The following is a 21,646-nucleotide window of genomic DNA, read 5'->3' as shown; positions in this document are numbered from 1 at the left end:
GGCGGGCGCCCGCCGGCGTCCCATGACACGGTCGAGTGCCGATCGCCCGAGCCCGGCCGCAAGGGCCGGAGCGAGCCGAGCCCGGCTGCTCCGGCCGTCGGCAGTCCTGTCATTCGCGGGAGAGCATGGCGGCGGCTTCGCGTTCGAGGTCGATGAACGCCGTGCCGCTGACGTCGATGGCCACCCGGTCGATCCTTCCGCCGGTGAAGGGCCAGGGGCGGGTGCCGGGGTAGTCGTCGGTGACGGCGTCGCCGCCGTCGCGGCCGACGTTGAGCCCCTCGCCCGCGACGCTGAACTTGCCCGGCTGGGTTCTGATCCGCCCTTCGCCGACCTTGCGTTCGCCGTAGTAGAGGCTGAGGGTGCCGTGGGCGGTGCCGGGCGGGTCCTCGCCGTCCTTGTCGAAGGACGCCGCCAGGAGCAGATCGTGGCCGACCGGCAGGTCCTCGGTCGCGCTGATCCGCTGCTCCTCGCTGCCGAGGAAGTTGTAGACGTAGTGCAGCCGGTTGTCCTTGACGTAGAGGGCGTGGCCACCGAACCGGCCGCCGTGCGCGAACAGCACTCCCTGTGCGCCCGGGTCGGGCAGGTCGACCAGTGCGCCGATGGAGTAGGAGCGCCCGCGGATGGAGACCGCGACCGACTCCGGAACCTCCGCGCCGCCGGGGCGGTACACGTAGCGGTTGCGCGGCGGGGCGAGCTGGGGCCGCGGGTTGGTGATGATCTCGACGGCGGAGCGGTCGTCGAGCGGGAACGCCTGGTGGGCACCCGCCTCGTGGAACCACAGGCCGACGAGCTCGGCGAGTTTGCCGGGCTCCTGGGCGGCGAGGTCGTGGAGTTCGGCCCGGTCCTCTATCGTGTTGTAGAGCTCCCAGGCGTTGTCCGGGAAGTGGCTCCATCCGCTGAGTGTCGGGTGGGTGGTGACGGCCTTCCAGCCGTCGTGCCAGATGCCCCGGGAACCGAGCATCGAATAGAACTGGGTGTGCTTGGCCGTCGGGATGCTGCCGGCGTCGAAGCTGTAGCGCATGCTCACACCCTCGATGGGGTGCTGGGTGTGCCCCTTGACCGTGCCGGGGAGTTCGATGCCCAGGCAGTCGAGCAGCGTCGGGACCAGGTCGACTGCGTGGTGGTACTGGTCGCGCGTCTCACCGCGGGCCTTGATGCCGGCCGGCCAGGAGATGACGCACGGGTCACAGGTGCCGCCGTTGAACGAGTACCGCTTCCACATCTTGAACGGGGCGTTGAAGGCCATCGCCCAGCCGTTGGGGTAGTGGCCGTAGGACTTGGTACTGCCCAGCTCGTCCAGCATGGCCATGTTCTCGGCCAGGTCGTCAGGGACCCCGTTGGCGATCTTGTTCTCGTTGACCGAGCCGTTCGGGCCGCCCTCGCCGCTCGCCCCGTTGTCGGAGACCACCACGATGATGGTGTTGTCCAGCTGCTCGGTGCTCTCCAGATAGTCGAGCAGACGGCCGATCTGGTCGTCGCAGTGCGAGAGGAACCCCGCGTACACCTCGGCCATGCGGGCGAAGAGGCGCTGCTCGTCCTCGGACAGGGTGTCCCAGGGCCGGGTGTAGTCCAGGGGCGGGAAGGGCTCGCCGCCAGGGCCGGTGCGGGTCTCGGGGGTGCCGATGGGGTTGAGCGGCGGCAGCTCGGTGTTCTGCGGAATCAGGCCCATTTCCTTCTGCCGGGCCATGGTCTGTTCCCGCATCGCCTCGTACCCGGCGTCGAACTGGCCGCGGTAGCGTTCGACCCACTCCGGCGGCACCTGGTGGGGCGCGTGCGCGCATCCGGGGGCGTAGTACAGGAACACCGGACGCTCCGGAGCGATCGCCTTCACGTCGCCGATGAACTCCAGGGCCTTGTCGGTGATGTCGACACCGAAGTGGTAGCCCTCCTCAGGCGTGGACGGCTGCTCGACCGGGTGGTTGTCGTGCACCAGGTCCGGGTACCACTGGCTGGTCTCAGCCCGAGGAAGCCGTAGAAGCGTTCGAACCCCCGGCCGATCGGCCAGTTCCGCTTGGTGGACGCCAGGTTCATCTCGTCCTCGGCGCACAGGTGCCACTTGCCGACCAGCGCCGTGCTGAAGCCCTGCTCGACGAGGATCTCCGCGAGCGTGGCGCACTCCGGGGGTATGTGTCCGTTCGCGCCGGGGAAGCCGACCGCGCACTCGCTGATGCAGGCCATGCCGTTGGTCGTGTGGTTGCGGCCGGTGAGCAGGCACGAGCGGGTCGGGGAACACAGAGCGGTGGTGTGCCACTGGCCATAGCGCAGGCCGCTCGCCGCGATCCTGTCGATGTTGGGCGTCTCGATGGGACCGCCGTAACAGCTCATGGCACCGAAGCCCACGTCGTCGAGCACGATGTACAGCACGTTCGGAGAGTCTGCCGGGGCCTTGGGCTGTTCGTAAGGTCCCCAGTCCGGGACCGAATCGCGGATGTCGAGGTTGACGACACCGCGGAATGGCTGGGCCATGGCACTCTCCTCACGCTGGTCACGAGTGTGAGACCTGCTTTTGGGCGCCACCTTCCACTGAACCTCCGTTGCCCTGTGATCACCGGTCGCGGTCACCTGCCGCGGGTGCCTGCCGCGCCGCCGACCGGTCCCGTTCCGGTGCCGCGGTGGGCTGCGCTGCGCCCAGGTCGACTGATCACCCCTATGACCCGGCGGCTGAGGAGTCCCTGCCGCCCTCTTCGGGCCGGCCCTCGCGCAGCCGTGGGCGCGCGGCAGCGGCCTTGCGGTACCAGACGCCGTACCGATCCGCGAGGAACACCGCCGACGCGCCGTGAAGGAGGACGCTCAGCGCCACGGTGACCGCGATCACCCGGCCGAGGAGCTGCACACCGGGGACGTGCTCCTCCACCACGAGAAGCCCGAAGACCACGGAAGCGAGGCCGCGCGGTCCGAACCACCCGATGTAGCCGACTGTGGGGAGAGCCAGACCGGTGCCGACCAGGGACAGGGCGACGGGCAGCATCCGCACCACGGTGAGGCTCAGCACGGCGTAAGTGACGATCCGCCAGTCGAGGTGCTCCAGCGCGGGACCGAGCAGGACGGCGCCGAAGACCAGGAAACTCAGGGACGCGAGCAGCTCGGCGAGACGTGCGGCGAGGTCGGGGGTGTCCTCGCCACCGGGCGGCGCGACCGCCGGGCTGCTCCGCCTCAGCGAGACGCCGAAGGCGAAGCCGGCCACCCAGGCCGCGATGAATCCGCTCCCGTCGGTGACGACCGCCAATGTGTACGAGCCCGCGGCCACGGCCAGGACGAACACCTGGCGCCACTCGTCGGCGATCCAGCCCCTCTCGCGCGACCGGCGCAATACCCAGCCACCGCCCCACCCCACGGCCAGACCCAGCGCGGAACTGAGCACCAGCGCCCGCCAGAAGACCCCGGCGACCCCCTCCTCCGAAGCCGTCGCTGCGGGCAGCGCCGCGAGGAACAGCACGAAGAAGGGCAGCGCCATGCCGTCGTTGAGGCCGCTCTCGACATTGAGGCCGCTGCGCACGAGCACGGGGACACGCGGGCTGGAGACGGCGGTCTTGCCGAGGGCCGCGTCGGTCGGCGCCAGGATCGTCCCGACGAGCGCCAGCTCCCACGCGGTCAGCCCCGGCAGCAGCGGCCACGCCAGGAGCCAGCCGGCCCCGATGGTCAACGGCAGCCCGATGCCCAGCAGACGCCCGGGGAGGAAGCCGCCGACGCGCAGGTCACGACGGCGTACGGACATGGCGTCGGTCAGCAGGACGAGCGTCAGGGCCGCTTCGACCAGGGTGAGGACCGGTCCCGCGTCGTGCTCCAGGTCGAGAAGGCCGAGCCCGAACGGACCGATGGCCACCCCGAAGCCGGTGAACACCATCGGCGCCGACACGGCCGTCGTCGACAACCGCCGGGAGACGAGCGCATACCCCGCGGTGACCGCGGCCACGGCCGCACCCGCCCACGCGCCGCCGCTCACGAGGGCCCCGCGGACGTGTCTTCGGCGGCGCAGCGGAAACCCTGGTTGCCGGTGCTGCTGTCCGGCCCGCTGGAGCTCCGGGCCGAGACACGGTAGCGGCGGCAGTAGGAGGCGTGGCACAGGTAGGACCCGCCACGGATCACCTTGCCCAGGCCGACCGGTGGGCCTTGCGGGTCGTCCCGGGGACTGGACCGGTAGTAGGCGGGCGAGTACCAGTCCGCGCACCATTCCCAGACGTTGCCGCACACGTTGTGCAGGCCGTGACTGTTCGGCGGATACGCGGTGACGGGCGCCGTGCCGTACCAGCCGTCCGCGCCCGTGTTGTGGTCGGGAAAGCTGCCCTGCCACACGTTCATCCGGTGCTCGCCGCCGGGCTCCAGCTCGTCACCCCAGGGGAAGGCGCGCTGTTCGAGCCCGCCACGGGCGGCGAACTCCCACTCCGCCTCCGTCGGCAGTCGCTTTCCCGCCCAGGCGGCGTAGGCCCCGGCGTCGTTCCACGAGACATGGACGACCGGGTGATCGGCGCGGTCGTCCACATCGGATCCGGGCCCTTCGGGGTGACGCCAGCACGCCCCGTACACCTGTCGCCACCAGGGAGCCTCGGCGACCGCACGGGTGTCGGGAAAGTCGCCGGGCAACAGCCCAGCGAAAACGAACGACCAGCCGTAGCGTTCGGCATCCGTGATGAATCCGGTCGCCTCGGTGAAGTCCCGGAATGCCGCGTTGGAGACGGCACAGCGGTCGATCCAGAAGGGCGCGAGCCGCACCGGATGAACAGGCCCCTCTCCATCGCCGGGCACGACCCAGTCGTCCTCCGCCCCCATCAGGAACTCACCGCCGGGAACGCGGACCATGCCGGCGGCCGGCCGGCCGCCGGACGCGGCCACAGTCGCCCGGGCGGTATCCGCACGCCGCCCCGCCTCCCCCCTGGACGGACTGCAGCAGTTCTTACCTGATCCACTTTCCGGCATGGGTGGCGCACCAATCGGGAGCGAACGGGACGATCCGCTCATGATCGGGTCCCGACCCGTCCGCACCCGGCATCGACACGGAGCGGCGTACTGGCGGTGATCGCCCTGCGGGCCTCCGACGGCCGCAGGACACGGACGGCAGAGCACGCCCTCGTTGAGGTGGACGTCGTCCCCGTGCAGGCCCAGGGCTTCGCCCTTGCGCATGCCGGTGCCGATGAGAACCTTGAACAGACCAGCCATCTCCGGATCGGCTTGGTGGCAGTGGGTGAGGAAGCGGGCCGCCTCCTGTGTGGTCCAGATCCGCCGCTCCGGCGACGGCGGCCGGCGCAGGACTGGGGGAGATGCCGGGTTGTGGGGGAGGCGGTGCTGGCGCACGGCATCGCCGAGCGCGCTGGAGAGGGTGGCCAGGCACCGGTAGAGGGTCGTGCGGCCGCGGCCGGCGGTGAGCTGGCCGGTGACGAAGGCCGAGATGTGGCGGTGGGCGAGCTGGTCGAGCTTGAGGGTGCCGAGAGATTTTCCCTTGTCTGTGCTCGGCGGGGTGCTCGTGCCAACCTCGCCCTGCGAGGTCTGTACGTCTTCACCCACGGCGACGCCTTCGGCCGTGCCCCCGCCCACGAACTGTTCGAACGGATCACCGTCAAAGCCGCGACGACGTCAACGCACGCAGCTTCTCCGACCACGGCACCGTCGAGCTCCGTGACACCGACCTCCCGCCCGGAGTCACCCTGACCACCCTCGCCCCACGCCCCCTGGGATGACGCCTCTCCGCCCTGAAGCAGTACGCCTACTGCCTCGGCCAATGCGGCCTCATCCTCCTGGAAGACACCTTCACCGATGATGCCGCCACCATCCGCGGCACCGACCTGCACCAACGTGTCGACACCACCCTGGGGGACCTGCTCACCGCGTCCCGGACCACCCGTGGCGGTCGTCTTCTGCAGCGACCGAGGATCGGAACTTCTGACTTCCCGAGGACAACCTGAGGGACCCGAAGCAGGGGTTGAAGTGTCCGTGTGATGGCGATGCAAGGCAGCTGGTAGAGCCCATCAGCCTCCCGGTTCCGATGCCGGTGCCTGGCCTCCGCCACCGGCAGATCCCAGAGACGCTCGAGCCCTGCCTGGCAGCGGAACAGAGGTCTCGTCGGCGGAGGGCGCGGGAGCTGGACAACTCGTGCGCGAAGGCTGGAGCCGGGTGGGATCGGCGAGCAGCGCGAAGACCTGCGCGGCGGCCTCCAGCTCGCGGGCACCCGGAGTGCGCTGATGCGTGCCTGCCGCAGGTGAGGTCGTGTCGCGTGAAGCCATGAAGGAATCGTCGGCGCGCGGCCCGCGGACCGGGCTGCCGTACTACGCACGGGCCGAGGCTGCCGTACGAGGGGGGTGCTCGGGGGCGTCACCGCAGCGCGGTGAGCTCCCGGACGCAGCGGTCGTTGGTCTCCGCGACGCTGAACAGTCTCAGTACCATCACCCGGCCGGACTCCGGGTCGGCGGCGTGGAGGACGACGATCCGACGGGGGCTGGTGCCGATGTGACCGAAGGTCCGCGGGCTCCAGCCCTCGCCCAGGATGCCCTGGTGCAGGTCGCGTTGGACGCCCAGTCCCCAACTGCGGGCCCCGAGGTCGTGCAGCTGCACGGTGGCGTTCATCGCGCAGAGCCTCTCGGCAGCCGGGCGGTCGAGGAGCTTGCCCTCCCCGCGCAGCGAGTCGACGACGTCCGCGTGCAGGCGACCCAGGTCGGATGCCGTGGAGACGCCCGCCTGCCCCGGGTTCGCCGGGTGGAGGCCGAGGTCCTCGTCCACGACCGGGACGAATCGCATGCCGCCGTCCCGGCGGTGCAGCGGCACGTACTGCTGGTGCGGGCGAGGGACCAGCGCCAGGTCCCGTAGGGCCAGCGGCCGGGCCACCTTCTCGTCGACGACGTCCGCGAGCGGGAGCCCGTACGCGCGCTCCAGGACCGAGCCGAGTACGGCCGCCGCGCTCTGCGCGTTGTAGCGGGCGGGGCCCGACTGCCGAGAGCCGGAGGCCACGATGCGGCGGGCCCTCTCCTCCAGGGAACCGGTGCTCTTGTGCAGCGCCGTGGGCAGACCGGAGGTGTGCCCGAGGAGGTCGGCGACCGTCACGGCGGACATGGAGGGAGCGCAGTCGCCGAAGAAGCGCGCCACCGGATCGTCAAGGCCGATCAGTCCCTCCCGCGAGGCGACTCCGGCCGCGACGGCCAGGACGGACTTGTTGGCACAGTAGACACGGCCGACGACGTCCGGCGTGGCCGTGACTCCGGGAGCCGCCTCCCCCACCGCGATCTCGTTCACCTCGCCGCCGTGCCGGTGGAAGACCTGCGCTCCGAGGACCACCCTGCGGGCGGCCCACTTCTCCAGCAACGCGCGTATCCGCGCGGCGGGTTCGTAGGGGCTCATGGCCGATGCGCCTTTCGCTGCGTGTGGATGGAGGGGCAACGTGTGGCTGGAGGGGGCACGGTGCCCGCCGCATTCTAGGGGGTCGCCGTCCCGCCGACGGCGGTGTACTTGATCTTCCCCGAGGACGTTCTCGGGAGCCGCGCCGTCGTCCGCAGGCGCAGCGAGCCCCTCGGGACTCCCAGGTGCGCGAGGTACGGTCCGCGCAGTCGCTCCAGGTGCTCCGGGCCCCCCTCCACGTAGAGGAACACCTCGTCGGGCGCGGGCTGCACAGCGGCCGTGGCGATGCCGCCGAGCACCGCCGTCGCCGTCGCCTCGACGGCGTCGAGGTTCACCCGCTGGCCGAGCACCTTGACCTGGCGGTCGACACGGCCCTGGAGGTAGAGCATGCCTCCCTCGACCAGGCCGAGATCACCGGTCCGCAGGGTGTCGCCGGTGACGTCCGGCAGAGCCAGGTCGGCGCGCGAACGGGCGTACCCGAGCATGACGTTGGCCCCCTGGTAGTACACCTCGCCCAGCCGGCCGTCGGGCAGCCGGCTTCCGTCCCGGCCACGGATCTCGACGCGACCGCCGGGCACCGGGGTCCCGACGCTGCCCTCGTGCTCGGCGGCGGCCTCGGGGTCCAGACAGGTCATGCGTGCCGTCGCCTCGGTCTGCCCGTACATGTAGTACACCGACCGGGCGTGCCGCCGCAGCCGGCGCAGCTCCTCGGGGCTCGCCGGGCCGCCGGCCACCAGGAGGGTCCGGAGGGACGACAGTTCCGCCAATGAGTCGGGGCTGCGCAGGAGGAACCGGACCGTGGACGGGACCAGGCCCACGCAGGTCGCTCCGACGCTCCTGGCTCCGGCCCAGAAGCGAGCCGAGCTGGGCGCGGCGGTCAGCAGCCCCACGGCGGCGCCCGCGGCCAGGTGGGAGGTGAACAGGGACAGTCCGAAACTGTGGTCCGTGCGCAGCGATGTCGCCGCGACGTCGGAGGTCCGGATGCCCGTCGCCGTACCGATGCTCGCGGCGTTGCTCGCGAGGTTGTCGTACGAGAGGCGTACGAGCCTGCCCCCCGAGGTCGATCCGGAGGTGCGCGCCACCAGCGCCAGCTCGCCCGCGAGGTCGGGGCCCGGGGAGCTGTCCACGCGGCGGACCGCCCCGATGTGCGGGGCGGCCTCGGGTCGGCCGTAGCCGGCCCGCACGTCCACCGCCGCCGCGCACGTCGGCCCGACCAGGATGTCGGGGCGCAGCCTCTCGACGTGGACCCGGATGTCGTCGGGTGTGACCGCCTCGACGGGCAGCACGGCGTGCCCCGCGCGCAGCGCCGCCAGACAGGCCAACGCTCCCGGCAGCGAACGGGGGTTCTCGACCATCACGAGTTTCTTGCGGTCGTCCCCCAGGAAGCGGGCCGTCTCCTCGGTGATCGCGCGCGCCTGCCCGCGCGTCACGACGCGAGGGCCTTCGAGGAGCGCCGGCGCGGCGGGCGCGCCGGCGGTCAGCAGGTCCAGCGAGCGAGACGTCACTGTCTGGCCTCGATGTCCTCGGCCAGCTCCTTCAGGGAGTTGGCCCGGAAGATCTCGACCGGATCGATCTCCACACCCCACTGGCCGATGAACGCCTCGCTGAGCTCCAGGCACATGAGGGAGTCACCCCCGAGGTCGGCGACGCTGTCCGTCATGCTGACGACGGCGTCCTCGGTCATCATCGACACGACCCGTTCAGCGAGCGAGGTCTCCACCTCACTCCCGGGGGTGCGCATGACGTGGAGCCTCCCGGTGGCGAGCCGGGTGTCGCTGACCGCGTCGGCGTCCACCGCCTCGTCCGCGTGGAGCACGACGAACTCCGTCTCCCCCGCCGCCCCCGCGCCCCCCGCCTCCTCGCCGAGGGTCTCCGCCAGCGCGGCCCGGATCTCGGGGACGGACAGGTACGACCGGAGGGACACGGCCACCACGTGACGGCCGTCGGAGGTGCGTCGCCCGATGCCGGTGAAGTGGGGGGTGTCGAGGAGCGTATGCGTCATCGCGGTTCCTTCTGCGTGGGTGCGTTGTGCGTGTGTGCGGTCCGCGTGTGTGCGTTGGCCATCGTCGCCAGCGCGGCGCGGTCGACCTTTCCGGACGGGGCTCGCGGTACGGCCCCGACGGCGAACACCTTCCGTGGGACGGCCGCCGCGGGGAGGTCCCGGCGCAGCCCCGCGGCGAGCTCGGCCGCCCAGGTGTCCGGCGCGTCGGCGGTGAGCACGACGAAGCCGATCACGCGTTGCCCCGTCACCTGGTTGGCGATCCCGGCCGCCGCCGCGTCCTCGACCCACGGGAACCCGAGAAGCGCGTCCTCGACGTCCGTGGCCACGACCGTGGTTCCCCCCACCGTGATCCGGAGCTGCGGTCTGGTCTCCAGGTGGAGGAAGCCGTCCTCGTCGAGGAAGCCGCGGTCACCGATCCCGACCAGTCCGCCGGCCGTCCACCGGACGTGGTCCCCCCGGCCGATGTGCAGGGGGCGCGCCGCCGCGCCGTAGGCGAAGAACACGTCGCCCGGTTCGCCCGCCGGTACGGGGCGGCCCGCCGGGTCCAGGACGGCGACGGAGGTGTAGAAGCCCCTGCCGACGGTGCCGGGGCGGCGCTCCCACTCGTCGCCCCGGGCGATCGTGGTGCCGATCCCCTCGGAGGAGCCGAACACCTCGTAGACGTTCTCCGGGCCGAGGGCCGCGTGCCAGAACCTCTTGAGCGGTTCCCCGCAGGCCGCGCTCATGTGAACGAGTTTCCGCAGCTCCCCGGTGCCGCGGCCGTCTTCTGTCTGTCGCATCATGACGCGCAGGTGCAGGGGGGTGGCGGCGAGCCACTGAATGCCGTGGCGGCGGATGTCGGGCAGCACCCGTGCCGGCTCGGGGCTCTCGTACAGATGCACCTCGGCTTCGTGGTTCGCCGCGTCCAGCAGCATGCTCAGGTGGGCGGCGTGGCCGACCGGCCCCGCCAGCAGCGCCAGGACCCCGTCGCGCAGACCCACGGCCCGCGCGAGACTCAACCGGCTGTCGCGTACGAGCCCGCGCCGCATGCTGGTGTTGACCGCGAAGCGGGTACGGCCGCTGGTGCCGCCGGTCCGCAACAGGAGGGCGCCCTCGGGCAGGGCCACGGGCGCTGCGGGCGGGGGTTCGTGGCCCGCGTCCGTACCGAGGGTGCGGGCCCTGATTCCGTGGGCGGCCAGCTCGGCGACCGGTGAGGTGGGGCGCGCGGTGTCGGGCAGGGCCACCGGGTGCGGCATGGCGAGAGCCGCGAGGAGCTCCGTGAGGAAGCGTGCGAACGGCTGTCGCGCGTCGGGGACGAGGCAGACGCTCCGGTCGCCACCCGAGGACCGGCGGAAACGTTCCCTCGACTCCGGGAGGCGCTCGGCGAGGTGATCGGGACGCAGCATCTCGGTACGCCCGTCCCGAGAGTGCAGGACCAGGGTCGCGCGGGGGATCCAGTCCGTCGCCTGTGGCCCGCGCGCGTGCGCCGACGTCGTCATGCTCCCTCCTTCGCCGACGCTCCTGCACCGTCGTCGCCCGTGCCCGCACCCGCACCCGCACTCGTACGGTCGCCGTCGTCGCCGTCGCGATGCAGGAAGCGGAGGGCCACGGCCGTCAGCGCGATGGCTCCCGCGCACGCGGCCAGGATGTGCTGCCACGGCATGTGCGGCATGAGGACGCCCGCGAGGGCCGCTCCGACGACCCGGCCGGTCCGGGTGACGACCCGGTAGGCCGCCGTGGTCCTTCCGAGGATCTCGACGGACGTCACCAGCTGACGTACCGAGATCGAGATGGTGTTCCACAGGAGCCCGCTGCAACCGCCGACGACCAGACTCCCGGCCACTGCGAGCAGGTTTGTCGTGAACGCCGGCACCGCGAACCACACCGTCCAGCCGACCAGACTCAGCGTCAGCGCGCCGCGCAGCGGGAACGCGCTCAGCATCCGCTGGACCAGGCGGGCGCCGACGAATCCGCCGGCAGCACCGGACAGGAGCAGCAGCGAGTAGCCGAGTTCGGAGACTCCGAGGCCGTCGTCGGCGAGGGCGTAGGCCGCGAAGGTGGTCTCCCAGACGTACCAGATGGCGGAGACGAGGCAGCTTGACGCCGCGAGGGCCAGGAGGGTACGGGTGCGCCAGATGTACCGGAAGCCGCCGAGGCCGTCCTTCACCATGGTCCGCGGCCGCATGGGTTCGTCGCGCAGCGGCGGGACCGCGGGCAGCAGCAGGGTGAAGAGGAGGGTGAGGGCGGCTAGGACGGCCAGGACCGTGGTGGTGAGCGCCTGGTTCCAGGTGAGGAGCGCTCCTGCCAGCAGGGGTCCGACGAACGCCCCGTACAGCTGCGAGACCTTCGTGATCTCCACGTTGGCGGAGACGAGGTCCTCGGGTCCGGAGACGAGCTGCGGTACGAGGGACTGGCGCGCGATCTCCGAGGCCACTCCGCAGGTGCCGAGGCCGAACGCCACGGCGGGGAACAGCCACTGCGCGCTGCCCGTCCAGAGGGGCAGGGCCGCGAGGAACACGGCGAAGCCCAGGCGCCCGAACGCGGCGCCCTTCGCGAGCCGTGTCCGCGACACGTGGTCCGCGAGGTAGCCGAGAGGCAACGATGTCAGGGCCCAGGGAGCGGTCAGGGCGATGAAGACGGCCACGACGCCCATGTCGCCCGCCGACTTCTGCGCGAGGACCGGGAGGACCACCGTGAACGCGCCGTCCTCCAGGCTGGACACCGTGCTCACGCGCCGGAGGAGGCGGACGGGACTCGCCGCCCGCGCACCGGTGGACGTGGGGGTCAGCATGCTTCTCCTTCCGCGCCCGCGCGGCGGGCCGACAGCGCCCGCAGGATCTCCGCGAGCCGCTGCCGGTGTCCCTCGGGGGGCCGCGTGCGCGTGGCCCAGGCCACCGGGTCGTCCAGGTACGCGTCGTACGGGGGGCGCCGCCACGTAGAGTGCGGCGGCAACGGGTCGGTCGTGGCCATGCGGGTGGCGAGGCGGCGTGCCGCGCTCTCCCACTGAGGCGCCCCGACCTCGCCGCGGTCCGCGAGCTCGGTCAGGGCGCGGAGCACCGTCCGGGTGTTGGCCGCCTCGGAGCGCCCGGACGTCGTGAACGTCAGGGCCAGGACCGCCTCCTCCGCAGTGCCGGGAAGGAGCGCGAGCCTGACCCGGAAGAGCGTGCCTTCGTGCCGCCCCGCCCGGGTCAGCGGGCTCGTGAACCCCCCGGCGAGTGCCTCGCACAGACAGAGCCACGCCATGACGTCCTCCGGGCGGGCGAGGGGAACCCGCACGGTCGCGGCGACGTGCGAGGGCCGTGCGATCAGGTCCATTCCCTCGCCCCAGCGCGTCGTCCGGGTGTCGGGGCGGGGCATCAGCACTCCTCCCAGACGGTGATCGTCTCCAGGTGACGTGCGACCCGGGCGGGGTCGACATCGGCGAACGGGTCGCCGGGACGTCCCGCGAACAGCGCCTGGGCGATCGAGCGGGCGCCCGCCGAGGCGGTCGCGGTGCGCCTGCGCCACTGCTCGGACACGTGCTCACGCGCGCGTGCCGTCACGTCGGGGTGGGGAGCGGCGCGGAGACATCGCAGGAGGACGTCCTCGTGCGCCTCCGGACCGAAGTCGGCAGGCAGCGCGATCGTCAGGGCCGTCGGCCCGCTCTCGCTGAACCATTCGTCGAACAGGCCGTAGCGCAGGGGCGCGGGGCGCCGTCGGTGGACCGTCGCGGCCCGGGAGGCCAGCAGGTGACCGGCGACGAGGGCCGAAGCCTGCCCGGACGGACCGTCGTCCACGACGGGGACGACGATCTCGTGCCGCCGGACGCCTGCGGCTCGGAAACAGGCGGCTCGGGATCCGGCGGCCCGGAAGTCCATGGGCCCGGAGGTCGCGGGCCTGAACGTCGTGGGCTCCGTCCCCCACTCCCTCGAACCATCCCTCGGAGACTCCCTCGGACCGAGCAGCGACGCCACGTCCTCGGGGCGGACCCTGCCCGGATCGACCGCCAGACCAACCGCGCACCGGTCCGGACGGACGTGCTCCGCGGCGAAGGCCCGCCATGCGTCGGCGTGGCCGACGGACCCGGCCAGCGCCGGTGAGGTGATCGGATCGTGGTCGAGTCCGACCGGCCCGTCGGGCGTGGGCACCCACCTGCGCCAGGTGTCCGACTCCGGCGCGAGGCGGGTCTTGTCCAGCACCTCGTTGCGGATGATCTCCGCCTGCCGGTCGGCGGTCCCCTCGGGCCGGTCCAGGTTGGCGAGATGGGCCACGAGGGCGGCGACGGCGTCCAGGAAGGACCCCTGGGGTCCGCTGACCGTGATGGTCATGTGGTCCCGCCGCGTCGTGGCGTCCAGGAGGAAGCCCGCCGCTTCAAGGGACGCGTACGGTTCCATGCCCCGGCCCGACGGTGCCATGACCATGTGTTCGGTGAAGTGGGCCAGGCCCGGCCGTCCGGCCCCTTCCGCGGCGAAGCCCGCCGGGAACACCAGTGCGAGCGCCCCGGTGTCGCCCCTCTGCTCCGACCAGCCGATGCCGGGCTCGACCTCGCGTATGTGGCGCGCGCTCACGTCTCCGACACCTCGACGTGGCCCCACCGCACGAGATCGCGGAAGACGGCGACCGGGTCGTCGACACCCGCGTCGGCGAGGAGCTCCTTCACGGGGGTGCGGTCGTTCGCCGACAGCCGGGCGAGGAGCCTCGCGTGGTCGCCGGCGCCGTCGGGGAGAACGGAGACGAACGACCGCCGGGCGGACAGCCCGTGCCGCACGGGCAGGTCGTCCCCCACCGTCAGCCCGTCCCCGCACGCGAAGGGCAGGTTCGTGAAGGAGGGCGCCATTCCGCGCCCCACACCGTCTTCCAGGAACCGGCGGACGTCGGCCTCCTCGACGGCGCGTCCCGCCCAGTCCGTGACCGATCCGGCGGCGGCCCCCGGGTCGGACGGGTCGACGGGGGTACGGAGGAGAGCGGCGCCGGAGCCGGCGGTTCTCCACGCCAGGAGCTCCCCCAGGTTCGGCCTCGGAATGGCGAACGTGATGTGCAGGGATCCCCGTGCGTGCGTGCCGACGTCGTGGGTCGTTCCCTCGGGCAGGTACAGGACGTCGCCAGGTTCCATGGTGAAGCTCGCCCCGCCGGTGTCCGTGCCCTCGGCGGGTTTCACGGTCCAGTGCTTCTTCCCGCTGCCCTGGACGACGAAGACGTCGTGCGTGTCCCGGTGTGCGCCGAAGCCCGGCGCGCCGCGCAGGGAGGCGTAGACGTTGGCCTGGACCCGCGCGGAGAACACCCCCGACAGGGCGCGCGCCACCTCGTCGGCCCAGGGGTCGACCAGGTCGAGCTGGTCGATGACGAGGGTGCCGCCGCTGTCGAGGGCCCGGTGCACGGCTTCCGGGGCGATCCGGTGGTAGATCCGTGAGCCGCCCGCGACGGAACGGTGGAACAGTTCCTCGGTCGCCACCCGTCCGCCGACCAGGCGCACCTGGCCGGTGTCCAGGTTCCCGTACCGCAGCGCCCTGTTGAGGCCCTTCCAGTCGAGAATCGCATCGGTCGGCAGGGCGCCCGGCTTGTGGAACCAGCGTCTGCCCGTCGCCTCGGACAGCTCGGAGTGCGACACGCCCAGGACGGCGTCGACTGCGTGTTCAGGAACGAGCATCCGGTCGCCCTTTCTCCGCGTCGCCGAAGGCGACGGCCAGCACGGGGATCTCCGAGTTCGGTGTGCAGAAGAGGAGTTGACTCATCGGTACGTCGGCGAATCCGCCGACGAGGCAGGTCCCGAGGGACGCCGATGCCGCGACGAGACAGAGCGTCTGGGCGGCGCCGCCGGCCTCCACCAGGCCGTACCGGTAGCCCCGTTGGCCGTACTTCGTCTCCAGCCGGTCGAGCGAGACCGTCGCGACGACGAAGGCGCAGGTGCGTTCCATCCATCCGTCACCGAAGAGGAAGCGGAGGACCTCCGGCGTCATGCCGCTGCGGAGGCGCACCAACTCATGCCGTGCGACACCATAGTTGTAGACGCCGGGGACGAGGCCCGTGACGTTCCGCGCGATGACGTACAGCTCGCATCCCAGCCGGCCGCCCGCCGAGGGGTACGGGCGGTGCCAGGCGAGGGCCGCGTCCTCGTCGGCCGGCCGGGAGTGCGTCGTATCCCAGAGGACCCGGGCGAGGTCGGCGAGCGCCATCTCGTCCAGCGGCGTACGGGTGCTGGCCCGGCGCGCGAGCCAGTCCGCGCCCGCTCCGGGGGCCGGGGATTCGGGCACCGGCAGCGGGGTGCTCTCCAGGCGCGGGTAGACCTTCTCGTTGTACGTGAACCACGCGTCCGGCCACTGGTCGGCCGGCAGCATCTGCCAGTCGGCCAGCATCGAGGCGTCGGCATAGGTGCCGCGGTGGAAGTCGAGAGCGGTGTCCGCCGCTTCCTTGTCCGCCATCGTCATCGTGTCCTGTCAGGCGTAGGGGTGCGGGTCGGTGGATGCGGCGGAACCGTGCGCTTCTTCCAGGAGGAGCTTCTCGCTCTCGGCGAAGAAGAGGGGCTGCAGGCGCGGATGGACGGCCTTCACGACCGTGACGCCGGCGTCCGCGAGCCTCGGGGTCGTCACGTCGACCGCGTACCCCTCGTCCAGGTAGCCCCGCGTGTACGCGCCCTCCAGCGGAGTCGAGTCGCCGAAGAGGTACTCCAGTCGCCCGGGTGCGTCCGGCTGCCCCCAGTAGACGACCCGCTCCTCGATCGTCTCCAGGCCGGAGGCCGCGACCGGCGGCACGTTCGTGAGGAAGTCGCGGGCCTGCCTGCGGGCGTGCAGGGCCTCGCTGACGGCGGAGCTCGCCGCTTCCTCGACCGTCACGCCGCACGCGCTGCCCGTGGTGAGGGCGGGAAAGCGCCGCGTCGGATCGGTCACGACGCAGACCACCACGGGAAAGGGCGTGCGGACGAGGCAGGTGATTCGGACGCGCAGGCCAAGGGTGCGGGCTTCGAGCCCCATGAGCAGCGCCCCTGGGTCCAACGCGAGCCGGGTCCAGTCGAGTTCCTCCCCGCCGACGTGGAGGTAGTGCGCCAGAAGGATCACGTGACGCTCGAACGCCTCCCGCGAGGCACGCGCCACCGCGTCGCCGTAGGAGAACGCGGCCGCGGCGCCGTTGCTGCTCGGATCCCACAGCATGGCCTCCGGATCCGGCTCCCGGTAGGGGCAGTAGACCAGCTGTGCGGGTACGAGGACGGAACCGGCCTCCTCCGCACCGATTCTGACGGCACGGCACCAGTGCTGGGGTCGTGCCCATACCGGGGATCTTCGCCAGGGCTCGGGAAACGCCTCGGGGCCGAGGCGGTCGGAGAGCTCGGCGGCCGTCCCGTACGTCAGGCTCTCTCGCGGCACCGTGCTGAGGCTGACGCGCTCGGCTGCCTCCATTACGGCCTTGAGCCGGGCGAGGCGGTCACGGCCACGGCCTCCGGTGGCCCGGGGAAGGAACGCGGTCCCCCGCGGCAGATGGGCGTTGGGCGGCAGCTGCGCGACCCAACCCTGCCCTCGGGATTCGTCGTTGTAGAAGTCGTCGAGGGGCGCGAGCGAGGAGATCGCCCCGCTCCGCCGCACGAGAAGGTCTTCCAGCCGGTCCAGAATGTTGGGCGCGGGCGCGGTGGTGCGGATGCCGTCGTTCACAGTTCTCCCCTCAGCCTGAGCTCGATCAGGGACCCGCACACCTCGCACCCGTCGACCTGGCCGACGCCGAGAATCCCCACCGCCCCGGTGTCGTGCCGGACGCGGATGACGTGGTCGAGGGAGAGGGGCAGCCGGTCGGCGTCGGAGACGATCCTGCCGACCTCCAGGGCGGCGGTTGCCGCGACCAGCGCGACGACGAGGGGGGCCGGGGCGACGGACGCGCGCGGGGGGACGACGGCGGGTTCCGGGAGCGAGGCCGCCCGGTTGATGTCGTCCCCGGCGCACTCCAAGCAGGCGGAGTAGCCCGGCGTGGTGAGCGGCCCGATCGAGGTCCCCGCGTCGTCGACGAGGACGGGCAGGTGCAGGCCGCCCCCTCGCACGGCATGCAGCGCACGCGCGAGCACGTCCCGCCGTTCCTCGGCTCCGGCCACGTCCACGCACAGGGCTCCGGCACCGTAGGAAGCGGCCTGAGACAGCGAGTCGTAGGACGCGGCCTGAGGCAGCGCGCCGAGCCGCGCGTCACCGCTCAGCGTCGCCTCCACCTTACGGCGTATCGCTTCGTATGACGGCGAGGAGCGCAGGGACAGGCGGGTCACCTCAACCGGAGGGAAGGTCACTGGAGTGCTCCGTTCAGCAGGGGAAGGCCGGCGGTCAGGCCCCGTACGTCCGCCGCGCTCCCGGCGAGGAGATCCCTCAGGAGCCTTTCCGCCCCCTCGTCGGTGCGCGGCGCGCTCCAGTCGGGGCCGAGGCGCCGGCGTACAGTGTCGTGCTTCTGCCACAGCGCCGCATGACGGCGGTCCGTCCCGTCCACCGGGCGTGGGGTGTCCGCCGACTCCGTGGCGGTGACCTCGGTTCCGTCCTCCGTCACGGCCACGGCGGTCACGGGAAGGTCGTCGGAGACGACGTGCACGTGCACCAGCTCGCGCATCCTCCGGACCTCGTCACGGGTCAGCTCGGGCAGCGGGGTCCAGCTGTTCCGTCGCAGAAGCCAGCAGATCGCGATGTTGTGGTCCAGATCGAAGGGGGCGAGCCAGAAGCCGTCCGCGGCAGGGCGGTGCGCGGCGAACACGTACCGGGGGACGCGGACCTCCAGGCGGCGGACGGCGCCGGTGTCGAGACGGCCGCGCAGTCCGGCGACCACGGCGAGGGCCGAGAAGAAGTACGCGCAGCAGGGCATCGGCTTCAGGTCGGTGAACCTGTCGGACGAGATCCAGCGGTCCGACGGACCCGCCGAACGGTCGCTCGGCCCGTCCGGGGAGTCGAGAGGGATGCCGAGCGCGGCGAGGGGCCGCCACCACGCACGGGCCGACGGGAGGTCGGGGCGCGCGTGCGCGCCGCCCTCCGCGACGGCGGCGTACGCCTGCCTCATGGCCTGGGTCATCTGGTAGAGGCGCCCGTCGCTTCCCAGAAGCCCGTAGTCGGACCGGAACGTCGAGAGGAAGAGCCGCAGACACCACTTCACCCGGTCCGGGTCGTGGCCGTCGGCGAGCGCGAGCGCGTACACCATGCTCAATCCCCCGACGAGCGGGGTGACATGAAATCCGTTGGCGCGTGCGCGGTCCTTGATCACCTGACCGACTCGGACGGCGAACTCCGTGGCGACCGCCTGCAGTCGCAGCGCCTCGGCCACGGACAGGTCGCGACGGCCGAGGAGTGCCGGGGCGAGGAAGGCCGCGAGGTGCCCACCGGCCAGGTAGTGCACGGCGTCGAAGTCGGCGGCGATCCCTGCCAGCAGATTCGCCTCGGCAGCCGTCTCCGCGCGGTGGACGGCTCCGGTCCACCACACGGGCGAGCCCGCACCCTCCCCGCCGAGTCGGCGCTCCCGGCCGTCCTCCGCCGGCGACAACCTGGTGATCAACGCGCAGAGCAGGAAGTCGGCGGACGCGGCGGCGGCGTCCTCGACGAGTATGGCGGGCACGTCGCCGAGCCGAGACGTCACCGCGTCGAGCGAAACGTCAAGAGCCACGCCCAAGTTGGCGTTCTTGGTCGGCACGGTTGTCCTCGCTAGGGGTGTCGGTTTCCAGGAAGCACGAGGCACTCACCGCCTGACGGCAGCCGCCCGTCCGAAGCGCGGCACGTACGTCACGCCGGCCCGAACGGGCGGCCTGCCTCATTTCCGTACACAGGGCGAACGCAGCGCCCTTCCCGCCACGGCGGTCACGCCGAGCCGTTCACTGCGGGAGGGGAGCAAGGGGGCACGCGTGCCCCAGGGGGCTCTCAGGAGGAGCCCATGTGTCGTGGTGTCAGCGACCGTTGTCGCTGGAGGCCGGGACCATGGCCCGCGCACGACCGTTGTCGCTCGACGCGGGGACCATCGCCCGCGCACGACCGTTGTCACTTGAAGCCGGGACCATCGCCCGGGCGCGACCGTTGTCGCTCGACGCGGGGACCATGGCCCGCGCGCGACCGTTGTCGCTGGAGGCCGGGACCATCGCCCGGGCTCGACCGTTGTCGCTCGAAGCCGGGACCATCGCCCGACCGTCAGTCATCGCCATGTTGGACCTTTCCTGTCTGCTGACACGGACACATCTCGACCTCCCCGCACCGTGTCTGCCTCGCACGGATCAACGGGGTGATCGCGGCATCACGTTAGGAGGTGCGCTCGACGACGGTCAAGGAGTGCCGCCTCCACATCGAGGCGTACAGGACGCCATTGATGACAATCAGTCACCATCCACTGAACTAGGGCGAGTTGATCGGTTCGAGACCGAGAGAGGGGACTCCCTGGTGAGAACCTCTCGGCCCTCACCGGCCGACCGGGGCGCCGACACTGACAGCCGGTCGCCGTGACACAGAGTTTCCTCTCAATACAATGTCACATTACCTCGGTCGGGATCACCAGAGAGGGGTCGGAGTAGGCCCGGCGGCGCAGTCTCGCCAGCAGGTCCGCCACGGCGTCGGCCCCCCAGGGGTCCGACAACCGGAGCACGAGCCGTTCGCGCGGCGTCCCCCGGTCCCGTACCTCCACACCCCGCGCGCGCCCGTCTCCGAGCTCCGCGTCGACGGCGCGGACGATACGGCGGACGTCGACGTGTCCGGACCGGAAGGCGAGCAGATCGGGCACCGCGGGCCTGGCGTCGAGGGCGTGCGACAGGTACGCGGTCCAGTGAACGGGCGGGTCGTGCTCGGCCGGCTCCGCGAGTTCCGCGCGTCCCGCGAGTTCCGCGCCCAGGCCTTCCATGGCACGCAAGAGGGCCTCGGCGGCCGGCAGCGGCAGGAAGGCCTCGTTGGATTCGAGGAAGAGCACCATCGGCTCCGTGCCCCTCCCCGGTCGCGCCGCGAGATACGTGAGGGTCGGATCGGCGGGTTCCGTGGGCTCGTGACGGAACCCGCCGGGCGATCGCGGACCCCTCGGCGTTCCCGCCCCGACGGCCCCTCCGCGCCGCGAGAAGAAGTTGTACTCCAGCCTGAAGCGCGTGTTGAATCCCGTGGCCTCCTGACGACCGGCCACCAACGCCCTCAACGCGCGGGCGTCGTGGTCGGCGTTCCGATGGAGGTTCCTGGTGGCGGCCGCCACGGCCTTCATGAGCCCTTCGGGCGGCAGCTCCCCCGTCGGCAGCACGACCGGCACGCGCAGGGCGCAGCAGTGGACCCCCGACGGATAGGTGAACCGGTTGGAGGAGATGACGCAGAGGGAGGTGGAGGGCAGGCCGGTGTAGCGGGCGACGACGAAGGCGTAGAGCCCCAGCAACGCCTGTGCCGGCCACAGCCCGTTCCGTTGCGACAGGACGGAGACCGCGTGCTGGAGCGACTCCGACGAGAATGTGGCCGTGTAGCCCGCCGAGCGGGACTCGTCCCACCGCGGGTATGGGGTGGGGGCCGCGGCGTCGAGCGCCTCCCGCCAGGGCTCCAGGCCATCGCCCTCCCGCCGGTCGCCCTCCAGTCCATCGTCCTCCTGACCTGCACGTGCCGCCTGCCTCAGCGCCTCGTCGATCGGCTGCCGTGGCGGGGCGCCCGGCGGCTCCGTCCCCCCACGGGCGAGCACCGCCAACGCGGCGAGGAAATCGCGGTGGAGGATCTGCATGCTCCGGTAGTCCGCGACGATGTGGTGGAACACGATCAGCACCTCCTTCGCCGCGTCCCCCTCGGCGAGGACGTGGAAGGCGATAGGCGGCTCGGCGTCGCAGGGCAACGGCTGCCGCCGCAGCGATGCCAGGAAGGCGTCCACGTCCGGCGCTTCGCCCGCGCCGGGAAGAACCTGAGGATCACACACCCGGATCCGCTCGCTTCCCGGCGCCCACACCCTTTGCACCGGGTTTCCGGAGTCGTCCCGCTCGAAGGTGGTCCGCAGGACCTCGTGCCTGCGGGCGAGCAGCGCCAGGGCGTCGCGCACCGCGGAGACCTCGTTGCCGGCGGGTACGGCCCATCGCTGGGTCAGCGTCCGGGTCCACGCGGCCTCTGGGGCCCTGGCGAGCACCTCCTCGTACTCCACGAGCTGCGCGAGCTGTCCGAGGGTGAGGGGGCCCTGGCGCTCGCGCGCGCGGGACGGCCGGAAAGGCTGGGAAGGGGTCATGGGAGTGCTCCCTTGCACGGAGACGGCGATACGGGAGGGGAGAAGGGCCTGGACGACCCGGCGAGATCCGTACGGTGGGGACGGCGAGGCGTCACCGCGGCGAGGCTCCACCGGGGTGGCGCCTCCGGCCCGGCGAGCCGGCCGCCCGGACGACGCGCTTCGCGCGGGCCGTCCCCGACGTGACGGTCGAAGCGGCCGGGCAGAAGGCCGCCC

15 protein-coding genes and 1 pseudogene are annotated in these 21,646 nt (G+C 72.0%); all 16 read right to left on the bottom strand.

All coding sequences use genetic code 11. The annotated features are described in order from the left end of the window. Positions 1–109 precede the first annotated feature (109 nt). The 16 genes and pseudogenes from SGA01_RS36780 to SGA01_RS36695 all read right to left on the bottom strand — a co-directional run bounded on the left by SGA01_RS36780 (position 110) and on the right by SGA01_RS36695 (position 21,433). A pseudogene (locus SGA01_RS36780) lies at positions 110–2,325 on the bottom strand (arylsulfatase). A gap of 322 nt (positions 2,326–2,647) precedes the next feature. Beyond that, on the bottom strand, positions 2,648–3,943 hold the full coding sequence (locus SGA01_RS36775) for a cation:proton antiporter (RefSeq protein ID WP_229917823.1): 1,296 nt from the start codon (positions 3,941–3,943) through the stop codon (positions 2,648–2,650). Next, entirely contained in the window at positions 3,940–4,914 is a 975-nt protein-coding gene (locus tag SGA01_RS36770) for a formylglycine-generating enzyme family protein (protein ID WP_141302413.1), read from the bottom strand. Before SGA01_RS36770 ends, SGA01_RS36775 begins: the two co-directional genes overlap by 4 nt. A gap of 1,389 nt (positions 4,915–6,303) precedes the next feature. Further along, positions 6,304–7,323 (bottom strand): serine hydrolase domain-containing protein, encoded by a 1,020-nt coding sequence (locus SGA01_RS36755; RefSeq protein ID WP_141302411.1) that lies wholly within the window; start codon positions 7,321–7,323, stop codon positions 6,304–6,306. Between the two features lie 74 nt (positions 7,324–7,397). Further along, positions 7,398–8,825, bottom strand: a complete 1,428-nt coding sequence (locus SGA01_RS36750) for an AMP-binding protein (protein WP_167534267.1) — start codon at positions 8,823–8,825, stop codon at positions 7,398–7,400. Continuing rightward, complete coding sequence (locus SGA01_RS36745) at positions 8,822–9,322, bottom strand: acyl carrier protein (RefSeq protein WP_141302408.1); 501 nt, start codon at positions 9,320–9,322, stop codon at positions 8,822–8,824. The genes SGA01_RS36750 and SGA01_RS36745 overlap by 4 nt, the downstream gene beginning before the upstream one ends. Further along, positions 9,319–10,800, bottom strand: coding sequence for an AMP-binding protein (locus tag SGA01_RS36740; protein WP_141302407.1), 1,482 nt, complete (start codon positions 10,798–10,800; stop codon positions 9,319–9,321). Before SGA01_RS36740 ends, SGA01_RS36745 begins: the two co-directional genes overlap by 4 nt. Beyond that, on the bottom strand, positions 10,797–12,092 hold the full coding sequence (locus SGA01_RS36735; RefSeq protein ID WP_141302406.1) for an MFS transporter: 1,296 nt from the start codon (positions 12,090–12,092) through the stop codon (positions 10,797–10,799). Before SGA01_RS36735 ends, SGA01_RS36740 begins: the two co-directional genes overlap by 4 nt. Beyond that, entirely contained in the window at positions 12,086–12,658 is a 573-nt protein-coding gene (locus SGA01_RS36730; RefSeq protein ID WP_141302405.1) for a hypothetical protein, read from the bottom strand. Before SGA01_RS36730 ends, SGA01_RS36735 begins: the two co-directional genes overlap by 7 nt. Then, positions 12,658–13,848, bottom strand: coding sequence for an insulinase family protein (locus tag SGA01_RS36725; RefSeq protein WP_167534266.1), 1,191 nt, complete (start codon positions 13,846–13,848; stop codon positions 12,658–12,660). The genes SGA01_RS36730 and SGA01_RS36725 overlap by 1 nt, the downstream gene beginning before the upstream one ends. Beyond that, positions 13,845–14,927 carry a JmjC domain-containing protein gene (locus SGA01_RS36720; protein WP_141302401.1) on the bottom strand — a complete coding sequence of 361 codons (1,083 nt, stop codon included), beginning with the start codon at positions 14,925–14,927 and terminating at the stop codon, positions 13,845–13,847. The genes SGA01_RS36725 and SGA01_RS36720 overlap by 4 nt, the downstream gene beginning before the upstream one ends. After that, on the bottom strand, positions 14,914–15,699 hold the full coding sequence (locus SGA01_RS36715) for a SagB/ThcOx family dehydrogenase (RefSeq protein ID WP_167534265.1): 786 nt from the start codon (positions 15,697–15,699) through the stop codon (positions 14,914–14,916). The genes SGA01_RS36720 and SGA01_RS36715 overlap by 14 nt, the downstream gene beginning before the upstream one ends. A gap of 15 nt (positions 15,700–15,714) precedes the next feature. Continuing rightward, positions 15,715–16,920: a YcaO-like family protein gene (locus SGA01_RS36710; protein WP_141302397.1), complete on the bottom strand. Its 1,206-nt coding sequence runs from the start codon at positions 16,918–16,920 to the stop codon at positions 15,715–15,717. Next, positions 16,917–17,462 carry a hypothetical protein gene (locus SGA01_RS36705; RefSeq protein ID WP_141302395.1) on the bottom strand — a complete coding sequence of 182 codons (546 nt, stop codon included), beginning with the start codon at positions 17,460–17,462 and terminating at the stop codon, positions 16,917–16,919. The genes SGA01_RS36710 and SGA01_RS36705 overlap by 4 nt, the downstream gene beginning before the upstream one ends. A 71-nt stretch (positions 17,463–17,533) precedes the next feature. Further along, positions 17,534–18,838: an MmgE/PrpD family protein gene (locus tag SGA01_RS36700; protein ID WP_167534264.1), complete on the bottom strand. Its 1,305-nt coding sequence runs from the start codon at positions 18,836–18,838 to the stop codon at positions 17,534–17,536. An 897-nt stretch (positions 18,839–19,735) separates the two neighbouring features. After that, positions 19,736–21,433: a condensation domain-containing protein gene (locus SGA01_RS36695; RefSeq protein WP_167534263.1), complete on the bottom strand. Its 1,698-nt coding sequence runs from the start codon at positions 21,431–21,433 to the stop codon at positions 19,736–19,738. Positions 21,434–21,646 lie beyond the last annotated feature (213 nt).

It is taken from the genome of Streptomyces gardneri (genome assembly GCF_006539185.1).
Taxonomy (GTDB): Bacteria; Actinomycetota; Actinomycetes; order Streptomycetales; family Streptomycetaceae; genus Streptomyces; species Streptomyces gardneri.
This window is presented reverse-complemented; position numbering and strand designations above follow the sequence as displayed.

Coding starts and splice junctions, on each gene's coding strand:
- SGA01_RS36770 (WP_141302413.1), bottom strand. CDS start 4,914: ATGCCGGAAAGTGGATCAGGTAAGAACTGCTGCAGTCCGTCCAGGGGG.
- SGA01_RS36755 (WP_141302411.1), bottom strand. CDS start 7,323: ATGAGCCCCTACGAACCCGCCGCGCGGATACGCGCGTTGCTGGAGAAG.
- SGA01_RS36745 (WP_141302408.1), bottom strand. CDS start 9,322: ATGACGCATACGCTCCTCGACACCCCCCACTTCACCGGCATCGGGCGA.
- SGA01_RS36740 (WP_141302407.1), bottom strand. CDS start 10,800: ATGACGACGTCGGCGCACGCGCGCGGGCCACAGGCGACGGACTGGATC.
- SGA01_RS36735 (WP_141302406.1), bottom strand. CDS start 12,092: ATGCTGACCCCCACGTCCACCGGTGCGCGGGCGGCGAGTCCCGTCCGC.
- SGA01_RS36730 (WP_141302405.1), bottom strand. CDS start 12,658: ATGCCCCGCCCCGACACCCGGACGACGCGCTGGGGCGAGGGAATGGAC.
- SGA01_RS36720 (WP_141302401.1), bottom strand. CDS start 14,927: ATGCTCGTTCCTGAACACGCAGTCGACGCCGTCCTGGGCGTGTCGCAC.
- SGA01_RS36715 (WP_167534265.1), bottom strand. CDS start 15,699: ATGGCGGACAAGGAAGCGGCGGACACCGCTCTCGACTTCCACCGCGGC.
- SGA01_RS36695 (WP_167534263.1), bottom strand. CDS start 21,433: ATGACCCCTTCCCAGCCTTTCCGGCCGTCCCGCGCGCGCGAGCGCCAG.